Here is an 11,278-nt window from a genome sequence, read left to right as displayed (position 1 = left end):
CTCGACATTCTCGCTCTTCATCAGGCTGATGGCGAGATTCGACGGAGTACCTCCGAACAGATCGGTCAGGATGATGACGCCCTGGCCCTGCTCGACCGCTCCGATCGCCGTTGCAATGTCCTTGCGGCGGCCCTCCATGTCGTCGTCGGGACCGATGCAGATGGCCTCGATCGCTTCTTGCGGCCCGACCACGTGCTCGAGAGCGGTGACGAACTCGGCCGCGAGACGGCCATGAGTCACCAGCACTAGTCCAATCATTGGTTCAACTCGCCTGCCTCAGCATTGTCGGCGGATCCGGTCCCGATCGGTCCGCCGGAAGCCGGGGCAAGGTCCCGGTGGCGAACGATCGGAGCGAAGCCCGAGCGGCGCAAACGCCGCGCAATCTCCACGGCGGCGGCGACCGAACGGTGACGCCCTCCCGTGCAGCCGAATGCGACGGTCACGTAGCTTTTGCCCGCTGCCCAGTAGCGGGGAATCCAGTCGTTGAGAAGCGCATCGAGGCGGTCCATCGTCTCGCCCCAGGACGGTTGGGCGGCAAGATAGTCCTGGACTGGCGAGTCTTCGCCGCTGAGCGGCCTCAACGCGTCAACCCAGTGCGGATTGGGCAGGAACCGGAGGTCGAACACCAGATCGGCGGTGCGGACGATGCCGTGGGCGAAGGCGAAGGACATGACGGTCAGGACCGGCTGGTCCGAATCGTCGCCGTAGCGCCGCCTGAGCTCGTCGCGAAGCTCGGCCGGGCTGAGATCGGTCGTGTCGAGCACCGTGTCGGCGGCGTCCCGGACGGGAGCAGTCAGAGCGCGTTCCCGGGCGATGCCTTCCTCGGCGGGCTGGTCCGACGCCAGCGGATGGCGGCGTCGGGTTTCGTCATAGCGGCGGATCAGCTCGGCAGTCGCGCAGTCGAGGTATAGGATTTCCGGTGTCACCCCGGGGATCGAGCGAATGAGCTCGGGCACCGTGTGCGCGTCGAACCCCCGGCTGCGCGTGTCCATCCCGACTGCGGCCGATACCATCCGCCGGTCGCCGCGACCGCCGACGAAGCCTTCCAGAAGGTCGGTGGGAAGATTGTCGACGGTATCCCAGCCCATGTCCTCGAGGGCGTCGAGGACACTGGACTTGCCCGCTCCGGACATGCCGGTGACGAGCAGCAGGCGAGGGGAGCGTGGTTCGTCGCTCATCGAAAGTGCAGCCCCATCCGGTCGAGCGCCAGAGCGACCTTGGACGGCGCGGAGGCGGTCATGGCGTCAATGCTGACCATCGGCAGCCGGACGCCCAGGATTGGTCGTTCCCGGCTTTCGCCGGGCATTCGCTCCATTATGCCGCTCAGCTCGACCACCAGGGCGACCGGCACGTTTTCGACATGATCCATGTCAACGATGCCGATACCGCGAATTTCGATCTTGCCGGCGATGGTCTGAGGCGGCGACGCGATCAACCGGTCGCCTGTGCGCCAGACCAGCGTCCGATCGTCGCTGACCAGCCTGAAGCCGCGGTCGAGCAGCCGAAGCGCGAGGTCCGACTTGCCCGAACCAGATGGGCCGGTGATCGCTACGGCCCGGCCACCGCTTGCAACCGTGCTTGCATGCAGAGTCTCGGAGGACACTGGCGGACCGGTCACGACGATCGCCTCGTTCACGGCCGCTCGGCCGCCGGAAGACGGATCGTGAAGCGGGCGCCCGACGGCGCGTCGTCGCGGTCCTGCACGTCGATCTCCCCGTCGTGGCCTTTGACGATTGCCACCGCGATCGCAAGGCCGAGGCCGGAGTGACGACCGAAATTCTCGCTTTCCGGCCGGACCGAATGGAAGCGGTTGAAGATCGCCTCGCGGGCTTCGACCGGCACGCCGGGGCCCTCGTCGTCGACCCGTATTTGCACCCAGTCGCCGACCCTCGCCGCGGCAATCTCGACAAGGCCGCCCGCCGGCGAGAAGCTCACCGCATTGTCGATGATGGCGTTGATTGCGCGAGCGAGCCGCTCAGGCTTGCCCATCACCACCGCAGTGTCCTTGCGTGGTCGGGCGAAGGCCAGGCGCGCATCGCCGGTCTCGCGGCGGTCCTGCCAGCTTGCGACCAGTTGCTCAATAAGCGGCCCTAGGTCGACCGGCTCGAACGCGGCCCGGGCAAGCTCTGCATCGGTTCGCGCGGCCTCGCCGATGTCGGTCACCAGCCGGTCAAGGCGCATGACATCCTCGCGGGCAACAGTGATGAGGCGGCGTCGAAGCTCCGGGGCCTCGACGCGTTCGATCCCGTCGACGGCCGAGCGCAGCGATGCGAGCGGGTTCTTGAGTTCGTGCGTGATGTCGGCGGCGAAGGCTTCCATGTTGTCGATGCGCTGACTGAGGGACTGGCTCATGTCCGACAGGGCGCGGGCGAGAAGGCCGATCTCGTCGCTCCGCGAGGGCAAGCGGGGTACACGCACCTCGCGCGACCGACCGAGGCGGACCCGTTGAGCCGCGAGGGCCAGTCGGCGGATCGGTCTTGCGATCGTCCGGGCGAGGAACAGCGACAGGAAAACCGAGAGAGCAATCACCGCAGCCATGACGGCGGCAATGATCGCCCGCTGGCTTCGGACCGTGCGGGTGAACGCCCGGTCGTTGTTGGTGACAAGGAGGATGTCGGACCCGATTGGCGACGCGGCGGAGATGACCGGTGTAAGGTCCGGGGCATTGCGCACCGTGCTGACGGTCCGGCCTGTGGCGCGAGCGCTCATGCCCTCGGGCCAGGCGGCCAGGCGGTCGGGAGCGGGTTCGACAAAATCGTCCAGCGGCTTCGCCCCGACGATCGCGTTGAACCCACGGTCGAGTGCCCGGGCGGCGTTCTTCGGCCACCCCTGTGTCGTCGGGTCGACCAGCTGGTAGGTTGGCGCGATATGGTCCCAGCTGTCCGCGATGCGCCGGCCGTCGCTTCCATAAAGCCGCAGCCGGCTACCCGTCGCCTTCGAGACATCGGCGAGCAGGCTTGGCCATTGGCGCTCGTCGGCATGAAGTAGCGCTTCGGCGGTCGCGGTCGCCTCGATCCGGGTCTGACGGCTGCGCTCCGAACTTAGCCGATTACGGAACACATCGAGATAGAGCGTGCTTAGGCCGACGAGGACCAGAGTCAGCACGTTCACCGCGAGGATGCGGTGAGCGAGCGTCCAGCGCCCCGACCAGCTCAGCCGGAGGCCGTCGTCCTCACTGCTCGTCGAAACGGTATCCGACGCCATACAGGGTCTCGATCGAATCGAAGCTCGGGTCCGTGGCCCGGAACTTGCGGCGGATGCGCTTGATGTGGCTGTCGATGGTCCGGTCGTCGACGTAGACGTCCTCGTGATAGGCAATGTCGAGCAGCTGGTTACGCGACTTGACTACGCCGGGTCGCTGGGCGAGCGTCTCAAGGATTAGGAATTCGGTGACGGTTAGGGTCACATCCCTGCCGTTCCAGCGTACCTTGTGGCGGGCCGGATCCATGACAAGGCGTCCCCGCTCCAGTAGCTGAGGTTCCGGCTCCTGCGTGTCGACCGCCGCTTCGCCACGGGCCATTTCCTGGCGACGGAGGATGGCCCGGATGCGAGCGATCAGAAGCCGCTGCGAGAAGGGCTTGGCGATATAGTCGTCGGCGCCCATTGCGAGGCCGAGCGCCTCGTCGAGCTCGTCGTCCTTCGACGTCAGGAAGATGACCGGCATCGCACTGAATTCGCGAACCCGCCGAAGCAGCTCCATGCCGTCCATGCCCGGCATCTTGATGTCGAAAACGCCGAGTGCCGGCGGGCTGTCGGTGATGGCCTTGAGGGCCATGGACGGGTCGGAATAAACCCTCGTCACGAACCCTTCGGACTGCAAGGCGATCGAGACCGAGGTCAGGATGTTGCGGTCGTCGTCGACCAGCGCGATCACCTCGCTCATGCCCGCTCTCGCGCATCCTCGCCAGTGGAGGTCACGGCTTAGCAGAGGGGCTGCGCTAAACAAGGCGACAACGCTGCCGCGATGTTAGCGCTACCGAGCGCCGAACCGGTTCGCCTGCAGCCTGTACCGTTTTGACCCGGCATGTTTTCCGGGGTTATACGCGCTGCTCATGCATACGTATGCGGTGGCGGACCCGACATTGGCCGTCGCCGCTTTTTGGCATTTGGGAGAGATACATTGTCAGTGACCGATCGCGTTCCGCGCAGCCGCCTTGATGCGCAGGGGATTGCCACCGGCGCCGAGATCTTCTGGAATCTCACGACCGCGCCTCTGGTCGAGCATGCCGTTCGTCGCGGCGAAGGCCTGCTCGCAAAGGACGGACCGCTGGTCGTTCGCACCGGACTTCACACCGGTCGCAGCGCGCAGGACAAGTTCACGGTCAGGGACGAACTCACCGACAACGTCATCTGGTGGAATAAGGGCAACAAGCCGATGGAGCCGGCGGCATTCGACCGGTTGCACGACGATTTCCTGCTCGCGCTAGGCTCGATGGAGCAGCTCTATGTCGCCGATCTCTACGGTGGCTCGCAGCCTGAGCACCGGGTCAAGGTGCGCGTGATCAACGAGTTCGCCTGGCACAATTTGTTCATTCGCACTTTGCTGGTCCGTCCCGAGGCGGAGGAGCTTGCGGACTTCGCGCCGGAATATACGATCATCGACCTCCCGAGCTTCCGCGCCGATCCGGAGCGCCACGGCTGCCGCACCGAGACCGTCGTCGCGGTCAACTTCGCCAAGAAGCTGATCCTGATCGGCGGCACGGCCTATGCCGGCGAGATGAAGAAGTCGGTGTTCGGCCTGCTGAACTTCATCCTGCCTCCCAAGGGCATCATGCCGATGCACTGCTCGGCGAACATCGGCCATGAAGGCGACACGGCGATCTTCTTCGGCCTTAGCGGAACCGGCAAGACGACTCTGTCCGCCGATCCAAAGCGCACACTCATCGGCGACGACGAGCACGGCTGGTCGGACACCGCGGTCTTCAATTTCGAAGGCGGCTGCTACGCCAAGATGATCCGTCTGTCGGCAGAGGCGGAGCCGGAGATTTACGCGACCAGCAAGCGCTTCGGAACGGTGCTGGAGAATGTCGTCATCGACCCAGTCACCCGCGAGCTCGACCTCGACGATGCGACCCACGCCGAGAATAGCCGCGGCGCCTATCCGATCGACTTCATCCCGAACTGTTCGGCAGAGAACATGGGGCCGACGCCGAAGAATGTCATCATGCTCACCGCGGACGCGTTCGGCGTGCTGCCGCCAATCGCCCGGTTGACGCCGGACCAGGCGATGTACCACTTCCTGTCGGGCTACACGGCCAAGGTCGCCGGTACCGAGATCGGCGTCACCGAGCCGGAAGCCACCTTCTCGACCTGCTTCGGAGCGCCGTTCATGCCGCGGCATCCATCCGTCTACGGCAACCTGCTGAAGCAGCGGATTGCCGAAGGACACGTTAGTTGCTGGCTGGTCAACACCGGCTGGACGGGCGGCAAGTACGGCGTCGGCAAGCGGATGCCGATCAAGGAGACGCGCGCGTTGCTCGACGCGGCCCTCGACGGCAGCCTCAACAATGCCCAGTTCCGCAAGGACCCGAACTTCGGGTTCGAGGTCCCGGTCGCGGTGCCCGGCGTCGACAGCCGACTGCTCGACCCCCGAAGCACCTGGGCAGACCCGGCCGAGTATGACGCTACCGCCGCGAAGCTCGTCGACCTGTTCGTCGACAACTTCGCCCAATTCGCCGACCATGTCGACGAGGGTGTCCGCAGGGCCGCTCCAGGCGTCGGCCAGTCAGGGCTGCAGGACCATCCCCAGGCTCAGGCCACTCTCGCCTGACCCGACGGGAAGGCGGCTGCTTCGGCTACTCCGCCTTCGTTCGCGCGATATAGTCGTCGATGTTTGACGCGAGCACGTCCATCGGTACGTTGCCGCCGTCGACTACGGCATTGTCGAACGCCTTGAGGTCGTATTTGGACCCGAGCGCTGTCCTTGCCTTGTCTCGCAGACGATCGATGGTCGAGTGGCCGACCTGGTAGCCGCAGGCCTGTCCTGGCCACGAGCAATAGCGATCGACCTCGCTTGCGACCTCCAGCGGATTGGAGCCGTTGACGTTGACGAAGAAGTCGACGCCCTGCTGCCGGGTCCAGCGCTTGGCGTGGATGCCACTGTCGACGACCAGGCGGCAACAGCGGAAGGCGATTGACTGCAGATAGCCGAGGCGACCCACCGGGAAATCGTCGTAGACGCCGAGTTCGTCCACCAGCTGCTCGGCATAAAGCGCCCAGCCTTCCGAATAGGCGTTGAAGGCCAGGATCGTTCGGATGAGCGGCAGCTTGTTGGCATAGCCGCCCTGCAAGACGTGGCCCGGAATGGCCTCATGAGCGGCGAGGTCCGGCAGGCTGTATTTGCTGTGCAGGTCGGTGGCGCGCAGGTTGATCCAGAACTTTCCCGGGATCTTGCCGTCGATCGAGCCGCCGTCACCATAGGCCGCGGGCGCACCGAGCTCGGCTTCAGGAGGAATGCGCTTCACTTCCAGATCGGACGGCGCGTGAGTGTTGAACGCGCGCGGCAGGAGGCCGCGATAGGTTGCCAGCCAGTGCTGAATATAGGCGACGATCTCCGCGCGGCCCTTGTCACCCTCGGAGAATTTGTAGCGCGGGTCCTTGGCAAGAGCCTGCATCCGCGCCCCAATGGTGCCGCTGGTGTAGCCGAGCGACTTGAGGATCGGGTCCATCCGGCGGTGCAGGTCCTTCAGTTGCTCAAGGCCCATGGCGTGGACCTCGTCGGGCGTGAGGTTCGTGGTGGTCGAAGCCTTGAGCGCCCAGCGATAATATTCCTCTCCTTGCGGGCGTGACCACATGCCGGCGATATCGGTGGCGACCGCACGCTCGGCCTGGAGTTCCGCGATCTGGCGCTGCAGGGCAGGGGCGACTTCGCCAGTGACGATCCGACGGGAGCGGGCGTCCCAATCGCCGGCGATATTCTTGGCGGTCGTCCGGCGGGTCAGCGATTCGACCAGGTTCCCGCCCGATTGCGCACCCTTCAGCGCGATGCCGAGCTGGGTCAGTGCCTTGTCGAGCAGGAACGAGGGCGGGACGAGCCCATGCGCGCGAGCCGAGCGAAGCCGGCCCAGCTCGCCGTCGAGCTGCGCCGGATATTGAGCGAGCCGCGCGAGATACGCCTCGGCATCGGCGGAGTTGTCGACCGGGTGATCGGTGTCGAGGAATTGAGGCGTGTCGATGTACGCGCCGACGTTCTGAATCACGACGTAGGGTGTGTTCCTGTAATCGCCGACCGCAACGTCGCCGTACGGGAAGGCGAAACCCTGCAAGGCCGTGCGGAAGGCGCTTTTCAGTACGTCGACGCTGGTGCGTGTCGGGAAGCTCAGCGCCGCGGCATCCAGTGATTCGGCGCGCTTGAGGTCGGCGGCGATGGCTTGGGCAAAGCGCTGCTGCCCGCCGGCGGAGCGATCGCTCAAGCGGGAACGCATCGCAGCACGAGCGCCGGTGTCGACCCCGAGCGACGTTGCACGTTCAGGACCGAACTGAAGGAGGTGCTCGGCCGAGGACTCGAGCAGGGCCTTGGTCTCGGCTTCGGCGGTAGCTGGCGTCGCGAAGGCTGCATTCGAAAGAAGCGGAAGGCTCCCGGTAGCGGCCAGCCCGGCGAGCGCTTCCCGGCGATTGAGCATCATTCCGTTCAAGACTGGCTCCGGTCGGTTGAAGGAAGTGGGCGTTCTGTTTCGACGGTCAGGCAATTGCCATCGACGCCGGTTATCCGCACGCGATCGCCGGCCTCCGCGGGCCCGCCCCGGGCGCTCCATTCGCTGTCGCCGACGCGGACTCGGCCGCTGTGTTCGTCGACGTCGGTCACGGCCGTCACACTCTTGCCGATCAGGCGTCCCGCGCGGTTATTGAGGAGAGGGTCGGAACTGTCCCGGCGGCCGGCGTAGAAGCGCCGACCCGCTGCAATGGCCAGCAAGGCGTAAATGACGAACAGCACCAGCTGCGGCGCCGTCCCGAGCCCGAAGAGAATGGTGAACAGCCCGGTCGCGACCGCGGCTGCGCCAACGAAGATGAGGAAGAAACCCGGCGCAATGACCTCGGCGATCAGCAGCAGGATCCCGCCGATCAACCAAGTCCAGCCAGGATCGAGACCAATGATGCTCACGCCGGCGGCTTGGGGACGCTCGGAACAGCCTTGACCTTGGTGCCTGGCTGTGGCGAGTCCGAGCCGACAGCCTCCTTTGCCAGCTCTGCAATGCCGCCGAGCGTGCCGATGAGCTGGGTCGCCTCGACCGGGAACAGGATCGTCTTTGCATTGGGTGAGCGGGCGAACTCGGCGACCGCCTCGACATACTTCTGGGCGACGAAATAGTTGATCGCCTGGGCGCTGCCGGACTCGATCGCATCACTGACCGCCTTCGTCGCCGCAGCTTCGGCCTGGGCGGCACGCTCGCGGGCCTCGGCCTCGCGGAAGGCGGCTTCCCGGCTGCCCTCCGCCGACAGGATCGCCGACTGCTTTTCGCCCTCGGCGCGGAGGATGGCCGACTGCCGCGAGCCCTCGGCCTCCAGGATGATCGCGCGCTTCTCACGCTCAGCCTTCATCTGACGGGTCATGGCGGTGACGATGTCCTGCGGCGGGCGGATGTCGCGAAGCTCCACGCGAGTGATCTTCACGCCCCAGTTCTCTGTCGCATTGTCGACGACGGCGAGCAGGCGCGTGTTGATCTCGTCGCGTTTCGAGAGCGTCTCGTCGAGGTCCATCGATCCCATGACGGTGCGCAGATTCGTCGTCGAAAGCGCCATGATCGCGGTGTAGAGGTCGCTGACCTCATAGGCGGCCTTGGCGGCGTCGAGCACCTGGAAGAACACGACTCCGTCAACAGCGACCATCGCGTTGTCCTTGGTGATGATCTCCTGCCCCGGGATGTCGAGAACCTGCTCCATCATGTTGATGCGGCGGCCCACCCGGTAGACGAAGGGCGTGACGAAGTTGAAACCCGGCTCCGCGACGCGCGTGAAGCGCCCGAAATGCTCGATTGTATAGCGATAGCCCTGACGGACGATCTTCACGCCCATCATCAGGTAGAGGAACACGAGGACCGCAATCGCGGTCAGGAAGCTGGTCAGCATGGGAACCCTCGCATTATGCTGGGCCGATGATGCGACGAGCAATGCCACGGTGGAAAGCGAAATCGATATGACGGCGGACCTCTTCGGCGTGCGGTCACTGCTGTTCCTGCCGGCGTCCAATCCGCGAGCGATCGCGAGGGCGCGAGACGCAGGGGCTGACCTCGTCGTCCTCGACCTCGAAGACGCCGTGAAGCCGGCCGACAAGGAGGCGGCTCGTGATGCGGCTGTCGAGGCGGTGGCCACGGCCTGGACAACGCCGGTTGCGATCAGGATCAATGGCGCGGGCTGCGAGTGGCACTCGCTCGATCTCGACGCAGTGGCGCGGTCGCGGGCCGACTTCGCCATCGTGCCGAGAGCCATCTCCGGCCATCTCGTTCGCGGCGTTGCCGATGTCGTCGGCAAGCCCGTGCTGGCGATGGTCGAAACGGCGGCGGGCGTGCTTGCAGCGGCGGATATTGCAAATGCTTCGGCCGGTCTGATCGCCGGAACGAACGATCTCCGCGCCGATCTTCGCCTGCCGCTCAATTCAGATCGCCGGGCGATCTCTGCTGCGTTGCAGATGATCGTCCTGGCCGCGCGATCGGCGGGACTGCCGGTGTTCGACGGGGTCTATAACCGTCTCGATGACCAGGATGGCTTTGCTGCCGAAGCGCGGGAGGGCAGGTCGCTCGGTTTCGACGGCAAGAGCCTGATCCACCCTAGCCAGATCATGCCCTGCCACCAGGCATTCGCACCTTCAGCCGAGGAGACAGACCGCGCCCGCCGCCTTGTCGCGGCCTTCAACGGCGGCGCCGAGCGCTTCGACGACGGCATGATAGAGCGCATGCATGTCGATCAGGCAGAGCGGATTTTGGCGCGGAGCCAAGCCTGACGCCCTTGGCGAATCGCCCGTTCCTTGGCATGGGCCGATATGGCCGACCTCTCCCAAGCTCCCGACATCCCGCTGGGCCTCACCTTCGATGACGTGCTTCTGCAGCCGCTCGAGTCGAGTGTTCTTCCCAGTCAGGCGGACACGCGAACCCAGCTGACCCGCGAAATTCCGCTGAACATCCCGATCCTGTCGTCAGCGATGGATACGGTCACCGAAGCGGACATGGCGATTGCGCTGGCGCAGCTCGGCGGGATCGGGGTGCTCCACCGCAACCTCGACGTCGACGCGCAGGCGACCGCTGTCCGTCAGGTGAAGCGGTTCGAGAGCGGCATGGTCGTCAACCCGATCACCATGACCCCCGACCAGACGCTGGCCGAGGCTCTGGACCTGATGCGCGGCAACCGGATTAGCGGCATCCCGATCGTCCAGCGCTCGGGCAAACTCTGCGGCATCCTTACCAATCGCGACGTTCGCTTCGCCGAGAACCCCCGGCAGCCGGTCAGCGAGCTGATGACCAGCCACAACCTTGCGACCGTGCCGATCGGGACGACGGAGACGGAAGCTCGGCGCATCCTTCACCAGCGGCGGATCGAGAAATTGCTGGTGGTAGACGAGGAGAATCGCTGCGTCGGCCTGATCACTGTCAAGGACATCGAAAAGTCGGTGGCGTCGCCGCTTGCCGCCAAGGATAGCGAGGGTCGCCTTCGTGTTGCTGCGGCGACCACGGTCGGCGATTCCGGGTTCGCGCGCTCGGAAGCGCTGATCGACGCGGGCTGCGATTGCATCGTCATCGACACGGCGCACGGCCACAACACCGATGTCGCCCGTGCGGTCGAGCGCGTGAAGCAGCTGTCGAACTCGGTCCAGGTCGTTGCCGGCAATGTCGCGACCGGTGAGGCGGCGCAGGTGCTGATCGACGCGGGGGCGGACGCGATCAAGGTCGGCATCGGTCCGGGATCGATTTGCACGACACGCATCGTTGCCGGCGTCGGCGTGCCGCAGCTGACGGCGGTGATGAACGCCGCCAGAGTGGCCTCTCGATCCGGAGTACCTGTGATCGCCGATGGCGGCATCCGGACCAGCGGCGACATCGCCAAGGCGCTTGCCGCCGGAGCTTCGACCGTCATGGTCGGCTCACTCCTTGCCGGCACCGAAGAAGCGCCAGGCGAGATCTTCCTGTATCAGGGGCGTAGCTACAAATCCTATCGCGGCATGGGATCCGTTGGCGCAATGGCGCGCGGGTCTGCCGACCGCTATTTCCAGCAGGACATCAAGGATCATCTGAAGCTCGTTCCCGAAGGAATCGAGGGGCAGGTGCCCTACAAGGGCCCGGTCCGCGAG

General features: G+C 65.4%; 10 protein-coding genes and 1 pseudogene. 3 read left to right on the top strand and 8 right to left on the bottom strand.

Annotated elements, in window-relative coordinates:
• From JOZ79_RS13500 to JOZ79_RS13480, 5 genes and pseudogenes are all read right to left on the bottom strand, one after another.
• Nucleotides 1-258 (bottom strand): annotated as a pseudogene (locus JOZ79_RS13500) (PTS fructose transporter subunit IIA); the annotation flags it as partial.
• Nucleotides 255-1,178, bottom strand: a complete 924-nt coding sequence (gene rapZ, locus JOZ79_RS13495) for an RNase adapter RapZ (RefSeq protein WP_294075151.1) — start codon at nt 1,176-1,178, stop codon at nt 255-257. The gene rapZ and the pseudogene JOZ79_RS13500, both read right to left, overlap by 4 nt.
• On the bottom strand, nt 1,175-1,636 hold the full coding sequence (locus tag JOZ79_RS13490) for an aldolase (RefSeq protein ID WP_294075149.1): 462 nt from the start codon (nt 1,634-1,636) through the stop codon (nt 1,175-1,177). Before JOZ79_RS13490 ends, rapZ begins: the two co-directional genes overlap by 4 nt.
• Nucleotides 1,633-3,204 (bottom strand): HAMP domain-containing sensor histidine kinase, encoded by a 1,572-nt coding sequence (locus JOZ79_RS13485; RefSeq protein ID WP_294075146.1) that lies wholly within the window; start codon nt 3,202-3,204, stop codon nt 1,633-1,635. The genes JOZ79_RS13490 and JOZ79_RS13485 overlap by 4 nt, the downstream gene beginning before the upstream one ends.
• The gene (locus JOZ79_RS13480; protein ID WP_294075144.1) at nt 3,173-3,883 is read right to left on the bottom strand and encodes a response regulator transcription factor; all 711 of its coding nucleotides are present in this window, start codon (nt 3,881-3,883) and stop codon (nt 3,173-3,175) included. Before JOZ79_RS13480 ends, JOZ79_RS13485 begins: the two co-directional genes overlap by 32 nt.
• Before the next feature lie 243 nt (nt 3,884-4,126).
• Here JOZ79_RS13480 and JOZ79_RS13475 point away from each other — a divergent pair, with 243 nt between their 5' ends.
• Nucleotides 4,127-5,770 carry a phosphoenolpyruvate carboxykinase gene (locus tag JOZ79_RS13475; RefSeq protein WP_294075141.1) on the top strand — a complete coding sequence of 548 codons (1,644 nt, stop codon included), beginning with the start codon at nt 4,127-4,129 and terminating at the stop codon, nt 5,768-5,770.
• A 25-nt stretch (nt 5,771-5,795) separates the two neighbouring features.
• On the opposite strand, the gene JOZ79_RS13470 is transcribed toward JOZ79_RS13475, so the two are convergent.
• The 3 genes from JOZ79_RS13470 to JOZ79_RS13460 are packed head-to-tail and all read right to left on the bottom strand — an operon-like array spanning nt 5,796 to nt 9,066.
• Nucleotides 5,796-7,625, bottom strand: a complete 1,830-nt coding sequence (locus JOZ79_RS13470; RefSeq protein ID WP_294075139.1) for a DUF885 family protein — start codon at nt 7,623-7,625, stop codon at nt 5,796-5,798.
• Nucleotides 7,626-7,630: 5 nt separating this feature from the next.
• Nucleotides 7,631-8,101 (bottom strand): NfeD family protein, encoded by a 471-nt coding sequence (locus tag JOZ79_RS13465; protein WP_294075136.1) that lies wholly within the window; start codon nt 8,099-8,101, stop codon nt 7,631-7,633.
• A complete protein-coding gene (locus JOZ79_RS13460) occupies nt 8,098-9,066 on the bottom strand; it encodes an SPFH domain-containing protein (protein WP_294075133.1) in 969 nt (322 codons plus the stop codon). Before JOZ79_RS13460 ends, JOZ79_RS13465 begins: the two co-directional genes overlap by 4 nt.
• A gap of 67 nt (nt 9,067-9,133) precedes the next feature.
• Between JOZ79_RS13460 and JOZ79_RS13455 the strand changes: the two genes are divergently transcribed.
• Entirely contained in the window at nt 9,134-9,937 is an 804-nt protein-coding gene (locus JOZ79_RS13455; RefSeq protein ID WP_294075131.1) for a CoA ester lyase, read from the top strand.
• 39 nt (nt 9,938-9,976) lie between these two features.
• On the top strand, nt 9,977-11,278 hold a 1,302-nt coding region (gene guaB, locus JOZ79_RS13450), incomplete at its 3' end, for an IMP dehydrogenase (RefSeq protein ID WP_294075128.1).

The organism is Sphingomonas sp. (assembly GCF_019242355.1).
In the GTDB taxonomy this organism is placed as follows: Bacteria; Pseudomonadota; Alphaproteobacteria; order Sphingomonadales; family Sphingomonadaceae; genus Sphingomicrobium.
Note: the sequence above shows the minus strand (reverse complement) of the source record. Positions and strands in the feature narration are given on the sequence as shown.